This window comes from Streptomyces sp. NPDC023723, assembly GCF_040639815.1.
Classification (GTDB): Bacteria; Actinomycetota; Actinomycetes; order Streptomycetales; family Streptomycetaceae; genus Streptomyces.
The window spans coordinates 17,254-34,367 of the sequence record NZ_JBFAAP010000007.1 but is presented as its reverse complement, the minus strand read 5'-3'; the positions used below and the strand labels follow the sequence as shown (position 1 = coordinate 34,367).

17 protein-coding genes are annotated in these 17,114 nt (G+C 72.8%); 9 read left to right on the top strand and 8 right to left on the bottom strand.

Annotated elements, in window-relative coordinates; genetic code table 11:
• Nucleotides 1-164: 164 nt before the first annotated feature.
• A complete protein-coding gene (locus AB0G32_RS10735; protein ID WP_361161258.1) occupies nt 165-1,742 on the bottom strand; it encodes a DUF3152 domain-containing protein in 1,578 nt (525 codons plus the stop codon).
• A gap of 7 nt (nt 1,743-1,749) precedes the next feature.
• The gene (locus AB0G32_RS10730) at nt 1,750-2,772 is read right to left on the bottom strand and encodes an alpha/beta hydrolase (RefSeq protein ID WP_361161255.1); all 1,023 of its coding nucleotides are present in this window, start codon (nt 2,770-2,772) and stop codon (nt 1,750-1,752) included.
• Between the two features lie 235 nt (nt 2,773-3,007).
• Between AB0G32_RS10730 and AB0G32_RS10725 the strand changes: the two genes are divergently transcribed.
• From AB0G32_RS10725 to AB0G32_RS10710, 4 genes are all read left to right on the top strand, one after another.
• On the top strand, nt 3,008-3,232 hold the full coding sequence (locus tag AB0G32_RS10725) for a hypothetical protein (protein ID WP_361161252.1): 225 nt from the start codon (nt 3,008-3,010) through the stop codon (nt 3,230-3,232).
• Nucleotides 3,233-3,478: 246 nt separating this feature from the next.
• On the top strand, nt 3,479-4,120 hold the full coding sequence (locus AB0G32_RS10720) for a TetR/AcrR family transcriptional regulator (protein ID WP_361161249.1): 642 nt from the start codon (nt 3,479-3,481) through the stop codon (nt 4,118-4,120).
• 149 nt (nt 4,121-4,269) lie between these two features.
• Nucleotides 4,270-4,497, top strand: coding sequence for a DUF3107 domain-containing protein (locus tag AB0G32_RS10715; protein WP_215172720.1), 228 nt, complete (start codon nt 4,270-4,272; stop codon nt 4,495-4,497).
• 258 nt (nt 4,498-4,755) lie between these two features.
• Nucleotides 4,756-5,025, top strand: coding sequence for a hypothetical protein (locus AB0G32_RS10710; protein ID WP_361161245.1), 270 nt, complete (start codon nt 4,756-4,758; stop codon nt 5,023-5,025).
• Nucleotides 5,026-5,133: 108 nt separating this feature from the next.
• Here AB0G32_RS10710 and AB0G32_RS10705 read toward each other — a convergent pair whose 3' ends face one another.
• Entirely contained in the window at nt 5,134-5,892 is a 759-nt protein-coding gene (locus tag AB0G32_RS10705) for a ferritin-like fold-containing protein (protein ID WP_361161242.1), read from the bottom strand.
• A 516-nt stretch (nt 5,893-6,408) separates the two neighbouring features.
• Between AB0G32_RS10705 and AB0G32_RS10700 the strand changes: the two genes are divergently transcribed.
• Nucleotides 6,409-9,120: a DEAD/DEAH box helicase gene (locus AB0G32_RS10700; RefSeq protein ID WP_361161239.1), complete on the top strand. Its 2,712-nt coding sequence runs from the start codon at nt 6,409-6,411 to the stop codon at nt 9,118-9,120.
• 97 nt (nt 9,121-9,217) lie between these two features.
• Entirely contained in the window at nt 9,218-10,105 is an 888-nt protein-coding gene (locus tag AB0G32_RS10695; protein ID WP_361161236.1) for an alpha/beta hydrolase, read from the top strand.
• A gap of 115 nt (nt 10,106-10,220) precedes the next feature.
• Here AB0G32_RS10695 and AB0G32_RS10690 read toward each other — a convergent pair whose 3' ends face one another.
• Entirely contained in the window at nt 10,221-10,901 is a 681-nt protein-coding gene (locus AB0G32_RS10690) for a helix-turn-helix domain-containing protein (RefSeq protein WP_361161233.1), read from the bottom strand.
• A gap of 87 nt (nt 10,902-10,988) precedes the next feature.
• Between AB0G32_RS10690 and AB0G32_RS10685 the strand changes: the two genes are divergently transcribed.
• Nucleotides 10,989-11,960: an NAD(P)-dependent alcohol dehydrogenase gene (locus AB0G32_RS10685; protein ID WP_361161230.1), complete on the top strand. Its 972-nt coding sequence runs from the start codon at nt 10,989-10,991 to the stop codon at nt 11,958-11,960.
• Nucleotides 11,961-12,015: 55 nt separating this feature from the next.
• Here the strand turns inward: AB0G32_RS10685 and AB0G32_RS10680 are convergent, their stop codons facing one another.
• Complete coding sequence (locus AB0G32_RS10680) at nt 12,016-12,912, bottom strand: NYN domain-containing protein (protein ID WP_361161227.1); 897 nt, start codon at nt 12,910-12,912, stop codon at nt 12,016-12,018.
• A gap of 226 nt (nt 12,913-13,138) precedes the next feature.
• Between AB0G32_RS10680 and AB0G32_RS10675 the strand changes: the two genes are divergently transcribed.
• Nucleotides 13,139-13,291 (top strand): hypothetical protein, encoded by a 153-nt coding sequence (locus tag AB0G32_RS10675; protein WP_361161224.1) that lies wholly within the window; start codon nt 13,139-13,141, stop codon nt 13,289-13,291.
• A gap of 80 nt (nt 13,292-13,371) precedes the next feature.
• On the opposite strand, the gene AB0G32_RS10670 is transcribed toward AB0G32_RS10675, so the two are convergent.
• From AB0G32_RS10670 to AB0G32_RS10660, 3 genes are all read right to left on the bottom strand, one after another.
• Nucleotides 13,372-13,977 carry a MarC family protein gene (locus tag AB0G32_RS10670; protein ID WP_361161221.1) on the bottom strand — a complete coding sequence of 202 codons (606 nt, stop codon included), beginning with the start codon at nt 13,975-13,977 and terminating at the stop codon, nt 13,372-13,374.
• A 53-nt stretch (nt 13,978-14,030) separates the two neighbouring features.
• Nucleotides 14,031-14,897 (bottom strand): PHP domain-containing protein, encoded by an 867-nt coding sequence (locus AB0G32_RS10665; protein WP_361161218.1) that lies wholly within the window; start codon nt 14,895-14,897, stop codon nt 14,031-14,033.
• A 166-nt stretch (nt 14,898-15,063) separates the two neighbouring features.
• Entirely contained in the window at nt 15,064-15,705 is a 642-nt protein-coding gene (locus AB0G32_RS10660; RefSeq protein ID WP_361161215.1) for a DUF6758 family protein, read from the bottom strand.
• Nucleotides 15,706-15,876: 171 nt separating this feature from the next.
• Here AB0G32_RS10660 and AB0G32_RS10655 point away from each other — a divergent pair, with 171 nt between their 5' ends.
• Nucleotides 15,877-17,100, top strand: coding sequence for an MFS transporter (locus AB0G32_RS10655; RefSeq protein ID WP_361161211.1), 1,224 nt, complete (start codon nt 15,877-15,879; stop codon nt 17,098-17,100).
• The last annotated feature ends 14 nt before the right edge of the window (nt 17,101-17,114 follow it).

The window sequence follows — 17,114 nt, the reverse complement described above, 5'->3', positions numbered from 1 at the left end:
CTCCGGCGGCTCGCAGCGGGGACGAACGTATGCGGACAAGGCGGTGGCGCGATGGACGGTTGTCCATCGCGCCACCAAAAGGGGTGAACGGGCGTAACTTTCCCGCGCGGAGAGCGTTCAGCCTCGCCAACGGTTCGAACAGTTACCGAACATCATGCGGCGGGTCAGCCGGACGGGTACGCCCAGGCGTTGGGGCGGCACCGGATGCCGTTGTACTCGAGGAACTTGGTCTGCTGCTGCATGACGGGAGCGAGGTCGCCGTCCTTGTCGCAGGTCACGTGGTTGTAGCCGAGCCGGTGGCCGACCTCGTGGTTGATCAGCATCTGCCGGTACGGGTAGATCTTGTCGTCGCCGTAGGTCTTCGCGCCCCGCGCCCACCGGTAGGCGTTGATCATCACGCGCTCGGTGGCGGCGGAGTCGCAGGAAACGTTGTCGACCGTGGTGTCCAGACCCGACTTGGCACACCAGTCGGCGGTGGTGCCGGGGCTGGCCAGGGTGATCACGAAGTCGACCTTGCCGGAGTGCCGGCGCTCGAACGTGCGGGCGTTGTTGTGAGCCCAGCTCCGGTCGTCGTTGAGGGTCTTCTGTACGGCCTCCGCGAAGAGATCGGCATCGAGGCCGAGCCCTTGTTCGACGTCCACGCGGTAGGTGTACTTCTGCCCCTTCCCCGGCGCCTTGGCGACGCCCTCCACCGCGTCGAACTTCCCGGAACCCTTGAGGGTGGCGGCGAGCGGGTAGATCTTGCCCATCTTCTGCGCGTACGTCAGCGGCGCCGAGGCGTCCGCCCCGGACTGGGCCTTCTGTTCGTTCGCGCCCGCGTCCGCGCCCCCGGCGGGCTCGCTGGTGTCGCGCGCCTGCGCGGTGGCGGGTCCGGACCCCACGTCCTCGCCGTCGCCCCCGCCGGTGACCTGCCCGGCCACGACGATCGCCAGCACGGTGGTGACGGCCGCGGCGGCGATGCCGGTGAAGGTCCGCCCCTTGGCGCCCTTGGCCGCCTCGGGACTGCCGCGCTCACCCAGCTCGTCGGCCAGGTCCGGGGCCGCGTCTTCGCCGAGACCGTCCGCGGCACGAACGGTGTCGGCGTTCCAGTCGGTGACGGTGGCTTTCGAGTCGGGAGTGGGCGCGTCGGCACGGCTGTGCGCGGGCATGCGGGCCGCGAAGACGTCGTCGCCCGCGCCCCCGTCGCCGCCCCGCTCGAAGGCGTCGAGGTAATCCTGCCGAGGTCCGCCTGCCGGTGTCCGTGACGCCCGCGGCACGGACGGCCCCTGCCGCTGCCGCGGAAGGGGCACATCACCCGGGCCGGAACCTGGACCCCGACCCGGACCTGGAGCCGGCCCCGGACCTGGACCCGGACCAGAAACGGGAGGCGCGCCGGGCGCACCACCGCGCCCCCCGAACGCGCCCCATCCGCCCCCGGCTTCCCGCTGCTCGGGATGTCCGCCCCGCACCTGCCGTACACCGTGGGCCGGGGTGCCGTCCGGCAGCCTCGGTACGCCTCTGGCAGGTGTCCCGTCGGCGGTGTGCGGCGCTCCGTACGCCGGCGTGCCGTAGGCCGGCGTCCCGTCTCCGGGCGCGGCTTCGGGCGCCGGTCCGCGCCCCTGCCCCGGCGGTACGGCCGGGCCGCCCCGCTCCTGCGGCCGGCCGCCGCTTTCCTGTGGCCGGTCGCTCCGGCGTTCCCGTGCTGCGGTGGCGTCCGCGGTGTCGCCCTTGGGGGCCGGTCCGCGGCGGCTGTGGCGTCCCACTCGCGCCTCAGCCTCCTGTGTTCTCGTCGGTGTGCGGGTCAGCGGCGGCGCGGCGGGCGCCGCCGGCGGGCGCCGACCCGGCCGTGTCCGCGAGGAGTTCGCGGAAGGCGGTGGCGACCGTCTGCGGATACTCCATCATGGCGACGTGCCCCGCGTCCGGAAGGGTGAGCAGCCGCGAGTCGCGGAAGGCCCGGGCCGCCCGCTGGGCCATGCGGTAGCCGACGAGTCTGTCCCGGCCGCCGTAGATGAGCAGGGTCGGGGCGAGGACGCGCTCGGCCTGGCGCCACAGGCTGTGCTGGCCGCCCACCGTGTAGGCGCTGACGATGCCCCGCGCGGAGCGCGTCATCGCGTCCCAGAAGTACGGCAGCCGCTGCCGCCGTTCCATCTCCTCCACCGCGTGCCGCAGTCCTTCTTCGGACACCCGCGCGGGATCGCCGTAGCACAGGGCCGTGACGCCGCGGACCCGCTGTTCGGCGGTCCAGTCCCGGCTCATACGGGTGAACAGGGCGGCGACCCCCGGCACCGCCAGCAGCCCGGTCGGCACGGCGCTGCGCTGGACGCGGATCTCCGGGAGGGCCGGCGAGACGAGGGTGAGCGTGCGCACCAGGTCGGGGCGGACGGCGGCGACGCGGGTGACGACGGCACCGCCGAGCGAATTGCCCACCAGGTGCACCGGGCCGCGGCGCTCCGCGTCGAGGAGGCGGATCACCGCGCGCGCGTGCCCGGTGATCGAGTAGTTGCCGTCGTCCGGTGGCGGGGAGTCGCCGAAGCCCGGCAGGTCGACCGCCTCGTTGTCGACGACGTCGTCCAGCAGCGGCATCAGCGCCGACCAGTTCTGCGACGAGCCGCTGAGACCGTGCACGTACAGGGCGGGCGGCAGCCCCTCGCGGGACGGGCGCCGCGAGCGCACCGTCAGGGTGCCGCCGGGCAGCCGCACCGACCTCAACCGCTCGCCTTCCGCGACCCTGACGGCCACTGCCTTCGGCAGCACGTTGGCAGGCGGCACGGACGGCAGCTCGGTCGAAGACATGCGGCAATATTACGAGACGATCACACAGGGGTTCATGTGTTCGGCATCACTGGAGGGGCGCATTTGTTCGGCATGGGCGCACGAACCCGCACAGCACTCCACAGCACCTCAGGTACCGCGCATACGGCAGCAGATCGCCCAGCATCCGAATCGGGTGTCTCCTAGGCTCGTACCGAGGGCACCCGCACCTGACCCCCCGCCCGCCGGCGGGGACGTTCACAGAAAGGGAGCCGGCATGGCCATTGACCCGAGCGACCCCGAGACGTTCGAGCACGACGAGGCGCAGGCCGCGCAGAACGTCGGCGTCGAGGCGCCGGACGCCGACGCGGCCGAGCAGCGGACGGACATCGCCCCGGACCGGGACGACCCGCTGACCGACGTGGACCCCGACCGCGGCAACGAGGCCGATCTCGCCGAGCAGGCCCGGGTGGTCTCCCTCGACGAGGACGACTACCGCTGACGCGCACCCGACAGGAACCAAGCAAGCAACCAAGCAGGCAGGCAGGCAGGTAGCCAGGCAACCAGGCAGCACCGAGCAGGGAAGAGGCCGAGACGTGCCCGACCTGAACCCGTTGACCGCCTTATGTGCTCTTTTCGCCCGCGTCCGGTCCGTGAAATTCTCCGCTCGCACCGCGCACACCACGGTTACCGAAAAGTACGATGGCCACGCGGCGCACACCGCGCAGGGACGACTTTGGGAGGCGGCGTGACAGCCATCGAGCAGACAGAGGCGGCACGCCCGCGGGGCACGCGCCTGCCGCGTCGCGCCCGACGGAACCAGCTGCTGGGCGCCGCTCAGGAAGTGTTCGTGGCGCAGGGCTACCACGCGGCCGCGATGGACGACATCGCCGAGCGGGCCGGCGTCAGCAAGCCGGTGCTCTACCAGCACTTCCCGGGCAAGCTGGATCTCTACCTCGCCCTGCTGGACCAGCACTGCGAGTCCCTGATCCAGTCCGTCCGCAACGCGCTCGCCTCCACGAACGACAACAAGCAGCGGGTCCGGGCGACCATGGACGCCTATTTCGCCTACGTCGAGGACGACGGCGGCGCCTTCCGGCTGGTCTTCGAGTCGGATTTGACCAACGAGCCCGCCGTGCGCGAGCGGGTGGACAAGGTCACCGGCGAGTGCGCCGAGGCGATCTGCGACGTCATCGCCGAGGACACCGGCCTGTCCCGCGCGGAGTCGATGCTGCTCGCCTCCGGTCTGGGCGGGCTCGCCCAGGTGGTGGCCCGCTCCTGGCTGCACAGCGACCGCAGTGTGCCGCGCGACCAGGCGGTGCAGTTGCTCGCCTCGCTGGCCTGGCGGGGCATCGCCGGCTTCCCGCTGCACGGCACCGAGCAGCACTGAGCGACGAGCGGCGGGCGGCTGTTTGTTCCCGCCCGCTGTTCGCTCGTGGCGTTGCCGCGCGCACCGTGTACGTCCCCTCACCGGGCTAATGTGTGCTGGGTACGGCGCGGAAGATCGCGCACATCACTGACCGTCGGAGGGACAAAGCCGTGGAGGTCAAGATCGGCGTGCAGCACGCGCCCCGCGAGATCGTTCTGGAGAGCGGTCAGAGTGCCGAGGAGGTAGAGCGCGTGGTGTCCGAGGCACTGGCCGGCAAGTCGGCGCTGCTCAGCCTCGTGGACGAGCACGGCCGCAAGGTGCTGATCCCGGCCGACCGTCTCGCCTACGTGGAGCTGGGCGAGCCGGCCCCGCGCAAGGTGGGCTTCGGCGCGCTGTAGCCGAACGGCATACGGAAGGGCCCGGCGGTCACGTACCGCCGGGCCCTTCCGCACATCTCGCACCGTCGGCCTGTCCGGCACCTCTCCGCACATCCCGCACCGCCCGCACCACCGCCCGCCGAACCACCACCCACGCGCCCCGCTCGCCGTCCACAAACGGAGCACAACTCCCCCACAGAGGAGGATTGCATTCCGCAGGTCAGGGGTATGACGGCTACGACCGTTCGGGCAGGCCGGCCGTGTGGGAGGGAACCCGACATGCTGTTGGAAGCGCTCAGCGCCACGATCCTCGGGCTGGTCCTGGCGTGGGCCGCCGCCCGCCGTCTGCCGCACCGCCTCCCGGCCCCCGCCCTCGTCGTGCCGACGGGCGTGGCGGGCGCCCTGTTCGGCGCGTTCCTCACGCACAGCGCGGTGGGCGCCGCGAGTCTGCTGCCCGTGCTGCTGGGCTCGGCCGCCGTCTCCGCCGCCTCACTGTCGCTCCTGCTGCGCCCGGCGGGAAGGCTGCGCGGCCGGTCGGCGACCGCCTGACCGGCCGCCGCCCACCCCGCGCCGACCAGTGACTGACGACAGGTGACTTGTACCTGGTGCCTGGCGACAGGTGACAGGTGACAGGCGACAGGCGAGAGGTGACCGGCGTCAGGCCGCCAGCCCCAGCGCCGCCATCCGCTTGGTGTGCGCCTCGGTGATCCGGGAGAACATCCGGCCCACCTCCGCGAGGTCGAACCCGTCCGCGACCCCGCCCACCAGCATCGTCGACAGCGCGTCCCGGTCGGCCACCACCCGCTGGGACTGCGACAGCGCCTCGCCCATCAGCCGCCGCGCCCACAGCGCCAGCCGGCCGCCCACCCGCGGGTCGGCGTCGATCGCCGCGCGCACCTTCTCCACGGCGAAACCGGCGTGCCCGGTGTCGTCGAGCACCGCCAGCACCAGCTCCCGGGTGTCGGTGTCGAGGCGGGCCGCGACCTCCCGGTAGAAGTCACTGGCGATCGAGTCGCCGACGTACGCCTTGACCAGCCCTTCCAGCCAGTCCGAAGGCGCCGTCTGCTTGTGGAAGCTCTCGTAGGCGGTCACGAACGGGGCCATCGCCTCCGTCGGCTCCTCACCGATCTCGGCGAGCCGGCCGCGCAGCCGCTCGAAGTGGTGGAACTCCGCCGAGGCCATCTTCGCCAGCTCCGCCTTGTCCGACAGCGTCGGCGCCAGCTTGGCGTCGTCCGCGAGCCGCTCGAACGCCGCCAGCTCGCCGTACGCGAGCGCTCCGAGCAGGTCCACGACCGCGGCCCGGTACTGCGGGTCGGCGGCCGCCGCCGACCAGTCCCGGGCGGCGACTGCGATACGTTCGGCGGGGGCGTCCACAGGGGTGTCGGCGGCGGTGCCAGGCGTGTCAGAGCTCGTCATGCAGCGCACAATAGCCCGCCCGTCGAGGACCGGAAGGGCCTGGTCAGTCAGTGTGACGACGACTACGTGACCAATTCGGCCATCGCATGTGCGCGAATCCGGGGTATGGTGGTAATGCGCCTGCCGAGTATGTGACGTACGAGTACACGACGTACGGCTTACGTGACGTGTTCGTCGGGCCGACGCATGAGGATGCCCGGTCGGTGGCCCGATCGGCTCCGCCCGACAGCCCTCCCGGCCGTACGCCGATGTGTACGGCAGCCCGGAGGGGGACCCTCAGCGGTTCGAGCGCTAGAGCGTCGGCAGAGGTCCCGTGTCACGGCTCGCCCGTACGGCGGCCGACGTCCCCGGCACGGTCCTGACACGACCCCCGCGCTCGCCTCGCACCGCGCACACAGAAGAGGCAGCACCCTGACTACGACGTTTCGTTCCCTCGGAATCCTTCCCGAGACCGCCGAGGCCCTTGAGGCCGTCGGCATCATCACTCCGTTCCCCATCCAGGAGCTGACGCTCCCCGTGGCCCTCTCGGGCACGGACGTCATCGGCCAGGCCAAGACCGGCACCGGCAAGACGCTGGGCTTCGGCCTCCCGCTCCTCGAGCGGGTCACCGTCCCCGCCGACGTGGAGGCCGGCCGCGCCGCTCCCGAGGCCCTCACCGACACCCCGCAGGCCCTCGTCGTCGTCCCGACGCGCGAGCTGTGCCAGCAGGTCACCAACGACCTCCTGACCGCCGGCAAGGTGCGCAACGTGCGCGTCACCGCGATCTACGGCGGCCGTGCCTACGAGCCCCAGGTCGAGGCCCTCAAGAAGGGCGTCGACGTGATCGTCGGCACCCCGGGCCGCCTCCTCGACCTGGCGGGCCAGAAGAAGCTGAGCCTCAAGCACGTCAAGTGCCTGGTCCTGGACGAGGCCGACGAGATGCTCGACCTGGGCTTCCTGCCCGACGTCGAGAAGATCATCAACCTGCTGCCGGCCAAGCGGCAGACGATGCTGTTCTCGGCCACCATGCCGGGCGCGGTCATCGGACTGGCCCGCCGTTACATGTCGCAGCCCACGCACATCCGCGCCACCTCGCCGGACGACGAGGGCCAGACGGTGGCCAACACCAAGCAGTTCATCTACCGCGCGCACAACATGGACAAGCCGGAGATGGTCTCGCGCATACTGCAGGCCGAGGGCCGTGGCCTGGTCATGGTCTTCTGCCGCACCAAGCGCACCGCGGCCGACCTGGCCGACCAGCTCCAGCAGCGCGGCTTCGCCTCCGGCGCGGTCCACGGCGACCTGGGCCAGGGCGCCCGCGAGCAGGCGCTGCGCGCCTTCCGCAACGGCAAGGTGGACGTGCTCGTCTGCACCGACGTCGCCGCCCGCGGCATCGACGTCGAAGGCGTCACGCACGTCATCAACTACCAGTCGCCGGAAGAGGAGAAGACGTACCTGCACCGCATCGGCCGGACCGGCCGCGCGGGCGCCAAGGGTACGGCGATCACGCTGGTCGACTGGGACGACATCCCCCGCTGGCAGCTGATCAACAAGGCGCTGGACCTGGGCTTCAACGACCCGCCGGAGACGTACTCCACCTCCCCGCACCTCTACTCCGACCTCGGCATCCCCGAGGGCACCAAGGGTGTCCTGCCGCGCGCGGCCCGTACCCGCGCCGGTCTGGCCGCCGAGGAGCTGGAGGACCTGGGCGAGCCCGGCGGCCGGGGCGGCCGGGACCGGGGTCGCGGCGGCCGGGGCGGCCGGGACGAGTCCCGGTCCGGCGGCCGGGACCGCGCGGCCGACCGCGAGAGCTCGTCGACGCGTACGCCGCGCCGTCGGCGCCGTACCCGCAGCGGTACGCCGCTGGACCCGGCGGCCCCGGCGACCGAGGCGGTCACGGCCGTGCCCGGCGACGGCGCGCCGGAGGACGGCGACACCGCCCCGCGCACCCTGCGCCGGCGCCGCCGCACCCGTAACGGGGCCCAGTCCCGCCAGCCGCAGCCCACGACCACGTCCGGCTCCGCCGGCGCGGAGGACACGGCCACGGCCGTGAGCGCCTCCGAGGCCGCTACGGCGGTGCAGGCACCGGTGGTCACCGAGGCACCGGCCGTCGTCGAGGCACCGGCAATCGTCAAGGCTCCGGCCGTCGTCGAGACCCCGGCGGTCACCGAGGCTCCGGAAGCCCCGGAGAAGCCGCGCCGCCGCCGCACCCGCAAGTCGGCGGAGACGCGGACCGCGCCGCAGGCCCCGGCCGAGGCCGCCCCCGTGACCGCCGAGGCTCCGGTGATCACCGAGGCGCCCGTGGTGGTCGAGGCCGCGTCCGTCGTCGAGACCGCGCCGGTCACCCCGGCCGCCCCGGTCGAGGAGGCCCCGGCCGTCAAGCCGCGCCGCCGCACCCGTAAGGCCGCGGCGTCCGCCGAGACGGCCGTCGAGACCGCCGAAGGCACGGCGATCGAAGGCACCACGACCGAAGGCACGGCGTCCGAGGCCCCCGAGGCCGAGACCAAGCCGAAGGCCCGCCGCACCCGCAAGACGGCGGCAGCCACGGCCGTCCCCGCGCCGACCGCGGAAGCCGCGGAGCCCGAGGCCAAGCCGAAGGCCCGCCGTACGCGGAAGGCGACGACGGCCGCCGAAACAGCGGCCGACACCGCCGAAGGCACCGAAACCAAGCCCAAGGCCCGCCGCACCCGCAAGACCGCGGCCGCCACCGCGGCACCGGCCACGGCACCCGCCACGGCCACCGACCCCACCGCCGACATCCCGGCCCAGACCTCCACCGAACCCGGACCGGGACCCGAGGCCGAAGCCGGGACCAAGCCCCGCCGCACCCGCAAGACCGCGGCGAAGGCCACCACCACGGCCGAGACGGTGGCCGACACCGCCGAGGGCACGACGGTGACGGAGACCAAGCCGCGCCGCACCCGCAAGACCGCGGCCGCCAAGGCCGTACCGGCGCCCAGCACGGAAGCCGCGGAGCCCGAGGCCAAGCCGAAGACCCGCCGCACCCGCAAGGCAACGACGGCCGCCGAACCCACCGCCGGCATCCCGGCCCAGACCTCCACCGAATCCGAATCCGAATCCGAATCCGAATCCGGACCCGAGGCCGAAGCCGGGACCAAGCCCCGCCGCACCCGCAAGACCGCGGCGAAGGCCACCACCACGGCCGAGGACGCGGCGGCCAAGCCCAAGGTCCGCCGCACCCGCAAGGCCGCGGCGGCCCCGCAGCCCGCGGAGTCCCCGGAGAGCTGATCTCCACGCCTCGTCGGCCCGGTCCCGCCCCGCGCGGGACCGGGCCGACGGCGTTCCCGCGTACCCTCCCCCGGGCCCGCCCCGATACCCTCGCCCCGTGAGCAGGAACGCCGCCTTCGACCCGCCCCCCGCCGCCCGCGCGTACCGGCTGCGGACCGCGCGCGGCGAGTTCGCCGCCGTCGACTCGCCCGTGGCCGAGGGGGCCGAGCCGCGCGGCACCGTGCTGATGCTGCCCGGCTTCACCGGCAGCAAGGAGGACTTCACCCTGCTGCACGAGCCGCTCGCGGCCCGCGGCTACCGCACGGTCGCCGTGGACGGACGCGGCCAGTACGAGTCCGACGGCCCCCGGCACGACGAGTCCGCCTACGCCCAGCGGGAGCTCGCACGGGACGTACTCGCCCAGGCGACCGCCCTCGGCAGCCCCGCGCCCCACGCCCCGATCCACCTGCTCGGCCACTCCCTCGGCGGTCAGATCGCCCGCGCCGCCGTCCTCCTGGACCACTCCCCCTTCCGCTCGCTCACCCTGATGTCGTCGGGGCCGGCGCAGATCTCCGAACCCCAGCGGCAGCGGGTGAAGCTGCTCCGGGACGCGCTCGCCGTGCTGACGATGGCCGAGGTCTGGGAGACGATGCAGGCGATGGGGCCGCCCGAGGAGGTCGGCGGACCGGTCCGCGGGCCGGTCGACGAGGAGCGGCTGCGGCTCCGCTGGCTGGGCACCGCGCCCGCACAACTCCTCGCCGGGGGACAGCAGTTGTGCACCGAGCCGGACCGGGTCGCGGAGCTCACGGCCGTGCCGTTGCCGTGCCATGTGCTGTCCGGCGAACGCGACGACACCTGGCCGGTGCCGCTCCTGGACGACATGGCGGTACGGCTGGACGCGCGCCGGACCGTGATCGCCGGCGCCGAGCACTCCCCCAACGCCGACCAGCCACTGCCCACCGCCACGGCCCTCGCCGACTTCTGGGACCACGTCACCGGCCACTGAGGCCCGGAACCGGCCGATCAGACCCGGAACCAACCGCCGAGACCGGGGAACGGGGAACGGGGAACCACCCACTGACACCCGGGAACCAACCGCCGAGACCCGGAAACCCCCCGGCTCAGCCGCGCCCGCCGTCCGCCGCCATCGGGAACGCGTCCAGCCGCAGCGCGCTCGGCGGCGGCAGCGCCGAGCGCGCCGGGTGGGCCCGGAACGCCTCCAGGAAGTAGGCCACCAGGCGCCGGGAGGCCGCGTCGTCGGCGGGCAGCGCGGCGACCATGCCGCAGTGCGCCAGCAGAACCACGCCGAGGTCGGACGGGTGGAAGTCCGGCCGCAGCGCCCCCGCCGCCTGCGCCCTGCGGATCAGGGTCATGAGCTGCCGCTCGGCCCCCGCCCGGGCCCGCACCCGCTCCCGCGAGCGGTCCGGGAAGGCCGCGGCGAACGCCGCGGGGAACCCCCGTTCCTCCCGCTGCAACCGGCAGACCGTCTCCACCAGCCGCTGGAAGCCGTGCCAGGGGTCGGGGTCGGCCACGGCCTCCGCCAGCACCCGGGTGCAGGCGGTCAACTGGTCCTCGAACGCCGCGTGCACCAGGTCGTCGCGGGTCGGGAAGCGCCGGTAGAGCGTGGCGACGCCGACGCCGGCCCGGCGGGCCACGGTGGCCATCGGCGCGTCGATGCCGTACTCGGCGAAGACCGCCCGGGCGGCCACGAGTATCCGCTCCCGGTTGCGCCGCGCGTCCGCCCGCAACCCGCCGGCCGTCCCGCGCCCGCCGCCCCCGAACCGAGAGGAACCGACCGTCACTGTCTCTCACCTCCGCCGGAACTGGACGATGCCGTCCACTTGGCACCCTACGCTCGGCGTCCGGACCCGGAGGAAGAGGCAGGCACCATGCACGACGACAGCGACCGCACGATGAGAGCCGTACTGTACGACCGCTTCGGCGGCCCCGAGGTGCTCTACGTGGGCCGGGTACCGCGCCCCGCCCCCGCCCCCGGCGAGGTACTGGTCCGGGTCCGCGCCTTCAGCGTGAACGGCGGTGAGCTGCTGGCCCGCTCCGGCCGGGCCCGCCTGGTCACCGGCGCCAGGTTCCCCCAGCGCACCGGCATCGACTTCACCGGCGAGATCGCGGCGCTCGGCGCCGGCACCGGCGCGTGGGCGGTCGGCGACCGCGTATGGGGCACCGCGGGACGCTCGCCGAAGGGCACCGCCGCCGAGTACGTGGCGGTGCCCGCCGACCGGGTCGGGCCGGTCCCGGCGGGTCTGGACCTCGTGGAGGCCGCGGCGCTCCCGGTGGGCACCACGGCCGTCACCGCCCTGCGCGACAAGGCCGCGCTGCGCCCGGGCGAACGGCTCCTGGTACGCGGCGCGGCCGGCGGGGTCGGCAATGTCGCCGTCCAGCTCGGCCGGGCGCGCGGCGCCGAGGTGACCGGTCTGGCGCGCGCGGCCAACCTCGGCTTCGTGCGGGAGCTGGGCGCCCAGGAGGCCGTCGACCACCGGGCCGTGCGCCCCGCCGACCTGGGCCGGTTCGACGTCGTACTGGACACCGTGGGCACCGAGCTGAGCGGCTACCGGCGCCTGCTCCGCCCCGGCGGTCGGATGGTGACCATCGCCGTCGACCCGACGCGGATCCTGGCGACGGTGGGCTACCTGGCCGCCAGTGCCGTGCACGGCCGCGGCCGGGTGCGGGCCTTCAGCGGCAACCCGAAGCGCCCCCTCCTGGACGCCGTCGCCCGCCATGTCACGGACGGCGCCCTGCGCCCGGCGGTGGACACCGTCTTCCCGCTGGCGGAGACCGCGGCGGCGCACCGGGCCCTGGAGGCGGGCGGAGTGCGCGGCAAGTTCGTAGTACGGGTCGACTGAGCCGCGACCACCGCCGGTGGCCGCCACGCCCCGCGGCCTCATCCAGCAGACAGATCTAACACTGCGTCTGCACGTACTCCCAGAACCCGTCCCGCAGCGCCCGCCGCAGATCGGGCTGGCCGCGCAGCGAGTACTGGAGCAGCCCCTCGGCCTCGACCAGCAGGTCCTGGTCGACCGGGCCGGGCAGGTACGGGTGGCCGTCGAGGAGTTCCACCAGCGCCTCCCGGCCCCGGGAGGCCAGCCACTTCGCGGCGATCTGCGCACCGACGAAGCGGACGTTCTCCCGGGTGGGCCGGCCCGCGCCCGGCGTCTCGTAGGCGGGCAGGGTGCGCCGGGAGACGTAGGGCTTGAAGAAGTCCAGGTCGAAGGTGCGCTGGCTGTCGACCTCCCAGAGCAGCGGGTCGGCCTGGTTGCGTCCCTCGGGTGCCTCGACGCCCCACAGGTGGACGCGGGCGCCGTATCCCTGGGCGGCCTCGACCGCCGACACCAGGTCCTCGTCGCCGCCGAGCAGAGCCGCGTCGCTGATCGCGCGGTGCCGGGCGAGGGACTCCAGGTCGCTGCGGATCAGGGAGTCGACGCCCTTCTGCTGGTTGTTGGCGTTCAGATTGCCCAGCCGGACCTTCACGTCGGGCAGCTCGGCGATGGACTGCTGCTCGGCGGTGTGGATGCGGCGCCGGGCGCCGTCGTACCAGTAGACCCGCAGCAGCCGGCTGTCCGCGAAGATGGTGCGGGCCCGGTCGATGAGAGCCTCGATCAGCCCCTCGGCGTCCAGCTCGAAGGCGCGCCGGTCCTCGGTTCCGGCGACCAGCCGTCCCGCCGCCGCGTACAGGTATCCCGCGTCCACGAAGATCGCGTGGGTGGAAGGCGTCTTCGCCACCTCGGCGAGCATGCGCTGGAGCAGCTCGTTGGTGCGTTCGACACGGGTGGACAGGGATGCCAGGTCGTCGTTCATCGACTCCATTGTCCCGGCGGTCACGCAGCGAACACAACCGGTCCCGGTCAGTCTTGTTCCGGCCGTTTAACGAACTAGTAATTAGCCTGTCGAAAATTTTCTTTAGCGTAGGGAATGTTCGAACCATCAAGCCCGTTGGGCATGAGTGGAACCCCGGGCACCGATGACCCTTGGGGCTCCCCTCAGTAGTTCTCCTCAGGAGGATGACCAGACGAAGGGAGAGGCCATGCGCTTTGAAGTCATGCGACTCGACGACATCGACGGCACGCCCGTGGACAGCACGGTCGTGGACGCCGCCTCCGTCAACCGGATAGTCCAGCAGGCCGCCGCCATCGGGCAGCGCCTGTGGATCCGCCCCGCCGAGACCTCGGCCTCGTAACGGCGGATCGTTCACACCGCTCCGACCGGGCCCCCGTACGCACGCCGTACGGGGGCCCGGTCGCATCCGCGAACGATGCCTCAGCCGCCCTGGATCACCTGGGTGACGCCGTTGATGATCTGCTGCACGGCGATCGCGGAGAGCATCATGCCCGCGAGCCGGGTCACCAGGACCACGCCGCCGTCCTTGATGACCCGGATGATCAGCAGCGAGTACCGCATCACCAGCCAGAGCACCACATGGATGGCGAGGATCGCCGACCACACCGACACCTGTCCGCCGACCCCGTCGGCCTTCTGCACGGCGAGGATCACGGACACGATGGCGCCCGGCCCGGCGAGCAGCGGCATGCCGAGCGGCACCAGCGCGACGTTGACGTCCTTGGTCTGCTTGGGCTCGTCCGTCTTGCCGGTGAGCAGGTCCAGCGCGATCAGGAGCAGCAGCAGACCGCCCGCGATCATCAGCGCGGGCACCGACACATGCAGATAGTCCAGGATCTGGTGCCCGAGCAGCCCGAACACGGTGATCACACCGCCGGCGACACAGACGGCCTGGAACGCCATCCGCTTCTGCACCCGGCCGGGCCGCCCGGCGGTCAGGGCGAGGAAGATCGGGGTGATCCCGGGGGGATCCATGATGACAAAAAGGGTCAGGAAGAGGGAGCCGAAGACGGCGACGTCGAACATGGGTGAGCCACTGGCCTTGCGGTGGTGCGGGTACGGGTGGGCGGAGGCGGCCCTCAGGCCTCGCGGACTCCGCCGGCCCCCGGCACCGGGAACGCGCCGAACGCGCGCCGCGTGATCTCCCCGTAGACCTCGGGGTCGGTCGTGTACTCGCCGAGCACACAGGTCTTCCGGCTGCCGTGGTAGTCGCTCGACCCGGTCGTCAGCAGGCCCAGCTCACCGGCGAGACCGCGCAGTCGCGTCCGGGTCTCCGCGTCGTGGTCCATGTGGTCGACCTCGATGCCGTCGAGTCCGGCGGCGGCCAGCTCGGCGATCACGGACTGGGGCACCGTACGGCCGCGCTTGGCCGCGGCCGGGTGCGCGAACACCGCGACGCCGCCCGCGCCCTTGATCAGCCGGACCGCCTCGAACGGGTCGGTCTCGTGCTTGTCCACGAAGGCCCGGCCGCCGTCGGCCAGCCAGTCCGCGGTGAAGGCGTCGCCCACGGTCGGTACGACGCCCAGCTCGACCAGGGCGGAGGCCACGTGCGGCCGCCCGACCGAACCGTCGCCGGCGATCCGCGCGACCTGCTCCCAGGTGACCGGCACGCCCAGCTCGTTGAGCTTGGCGATCATGCCCTTGGCGCGCGGCACCCGGTCGTCCCGGACCAGCTCCCGCTCGGCGAGCAGGGCCGGCTCCTCGGGGTCGAAGAGGTAGGCCAGCATGTGCATGCTGACGCCGTCGATACGGCAGGACAGCTCGGCGCCGGTCACCAGGGTGAGCCCGGCGGGCAGCGCGGCGACGGCCTCGGCGTAGCCCCGGGTGGTGTCGTGGTCGGTCAGCGCGACCACGTCGAGACCGGCCGCCGCGGCGTTGCGCACCAGCTCGGCCGGGGTGTCCGTACCGTCGGACGCCGTCGAGTGGCAGTGCAGATCGATACGCACGGCGGGCTCCAGACGGCGCGGCGGACAAACGGACGTGGAAAGGATAACCGGACTTTCCCGCTCCCCCGCGCGACAGCCGATCCCCGCGGACGCGGGCCGCCGCCCGACAGGGGCCCTCCGCCCACGGGAGGGGGAGGGCCGCCGCACGGCAGGGGCAACGTGGGCGCTATGGCTCGAGCAGCCGCGGCGACAGCGCCCCGCACGGCACCAGCTCCACCTCCGCGCCCGCCTCCCGCAGATCCGTGAGCACCAGTTCGTCGTACATCAGCAGCCCCGACTGCTCGGGCCAGACCACCGCCCACAGCCACATGCCGAGCGCCTCCCCGGCGAAGACGGCCCGGTCGACGGGGGCCCCGGAGACGTGCCAGAGGGGGGTCGGGCGGCCGGCCGCGAGCACCTTGGCCTGCGGCGGCTTCTCGACGTCGAAGGAGGGGCCCGGGTCCGGCCCGTCGAGACCGGCGAAGTAGGCGCCGAGTCCGACCCCCAGTTCCTCGGCCACCAGGATCAGCTCACCGACGCCGCCGAGCGGTCCGGGTCCGGAGCAGGCCACCGCCGTCGCCCGGCCGCCGCTGCGGTCGTCGCCCGCGCAGGTGACGCCCGTGAAGAGCCAGCCGACCGGCAGCGGCCACGGCATCCACACCGGCACCTGGGTGCGGCCCACCACGACCTCGAGGGCTTCGACGCTCGGCGGTATCACGGGCTGGACCGGGTGGACCGGGCCGTGCGTGTCGCACTGCCAGGAATCGGCGAAGAGGCCGGGAGCCCTGACCCGGCCACCACACTTCGGGCAACTGGGTTCGCCCCTCATAGGGCCCCACGGTCCTACCCCCGCTGCGCCGCGTCAAGGACGATCACCCATCCGGAGGCCGGGGCTGACCAGGGAAAACTAGATGTAGTTTGCACTAATTAGCGGATCTAACTTAATGTGTGTATACACCAACCATCTACCCGCCGGCCCTCGCCGGACATTGGAGTCAGCATGGACCCCTTCGAAGCAGGGGCAGGCAGCATCCTGCGACAGCCCAAGGCCGTATGGGCGACCGCCGGCGCGTCCGTCGTCGCCTTCATGGGCATCGGTCTCGTCGACCCGATCCTGCCGTCCATCGCGACCGGACTGCACGCGACCGCCAGCCAGGTCTCCCTGCTCTTCACCTCGTACTTCCTGATCACCGCGATCGCGATGCTGGTCACCGGCTTCGTCTCCAGCCGGATCGGCGGCAAGAAGACCCTGCTGCTCGGCCTCGCCTTCGTCGTCGTCTTCGCGGGCCTCGCGGGCACCTCCGACACCGTCGGCCAGCTCGTCGGCTACCGGGCCGGCTGGGGCCTGGGCAACGCGCTGTTCGTCTCGACCGCCCTCGCGGTCATCGTCGGCGCGGCGGCCGGCGGCAGCTCCGCGGCCATCCTGCTCTACGAGTCCGCCCTCGGCCTCGGCATGGCCTGCGGCCCGCTGCTCGGCGCGCTGCTCGGCGACGCGAGCTGGCGCTACCCGTTCTTCGGCACCGCGTTCCTGATGGCGGTCGGCTTCCTGTGCATCACGGCGTTCCTGAAGGAACAGCCGAAGCCCGCCCGCAAGACATCCCTCCTGGACCCGGTCAAGGCGCTCGGCCACGGCGGTCTCGCCTCGGCCGCGATCTCGGCGTTCTTCTACAACTACACGTTCTTCACCGTGCTGGCCTTCACGCCGTTCGTGCTGAACATGACCCCGTACAAGTCGGGGGCCGTGTTCTTCGCCTGGGGTGTGCTGCTGGCGGTCTTCTCGGTACTGGTCGCGCCGCGCATGCAGAAGAGGTTCGGGTCGCTGAAGGTGCTCGGCGGCTCGCTGGTGCTGCTCGCCGTCGACGTCCTGGTCCTCGGCTACGGCAGCCACACCGCCGCGATCGTCTGCACGATCCTGTCCGGCGCGTTCATCGGCGTGAACAACACCGTCTACACCGAACTGGCGCTCGGCGTCTCGGACGCCCCGCGGCCGGTGGCGAGCGCCGGCTACAACTTCGTGCGCTGGTTCGCCGCCGCGGCGGCCCCGTACTTCGCGCCGAAGATCGAGGAGTGGACCGACATCCACATCCCGTTCGTGGTGGCGGCGGTCACCGCGGTGATCGGCGCGGCCGTGGTCGCCGTCCGCCGCCGGGCCCTCACTCACGAAGCCGCGGAACTGGAGCCGAGGCACCGGACCGAGGACGGCGTGTCCGCCTTCGCCAACTGACCCGCCCCGGCGGT

Coding starts and splice junctions, on each gene's coding strand:
- AB0G32_RS10730 (WP_361161255.1), bottom strand. CDS start 2,772: ATGTCTTCGACCGAGCTGCCGTCCGTGCCGCCTGCCAACGTGCTGCCG.
- AB0G32_RS10725 (WP_361161252.1), top strand. CDS start 3,008: ATGGCCATTGACCCGAGCGACCCCGAGACGTTCGAGCACGACGAGGCG.
- AB0G32_RS10710 (WP_361161245.1), top strand. CDS start 4,756: ATGCTGTTGGAAGCGCTCAGCGCCACGATCCTCGGGCTGGTCCTGGCG.
- AB0G32_RS10705 (WP_361161242.1), bottom strand. CDS start 5,892: ATGACGAGCTCTGACACGCCTGGCACCGCCGCCGACACCCCTGTGGAC.
- AB0G32_RS10685 (WP_361161230.1), top strand. CDS start 10,989: ATGCACGACGACAGCGACCGCACGATGAGAGCCGTACTGTACGACCGC.
- AB0G32_RS10680 (WP_361161227.1), bottom strand. CDS start 12,912: ATGAACGACGACCTGGCATCCCTGTCCACCCGTGTCGAACGCACCAAC.
- AB0G32_RS10675 (WP_361161224.1), top strand. CDS start 13,139: ATGCGCTTTGAAGTCATGCGACTCGACGACATCGACGGCACGCCCGTG.
- AB0G32_RS10670 (WP_361161221.1), bottom strand. CDS start 13,977: ATGTTCGACGTCGCCGTCTTCGGCTCCCTCTTCCTGACCCTTTTTGTC.
- AB0G32_RS10660 (WP_361161215.1), bottom strand. CDS start 15,705: ATGAGGGGCGAACCCAGTTGCCCGAAGTGTGGTGGCCGGGTCAGGGCT.
- AB0G32_RS10655 (WP_361161211.1), top strand. CDS start 15,877: ATGGACCCCTTCGAAGCAGGGGCAGGCAGCATCCTGCGACAGCCCAAG.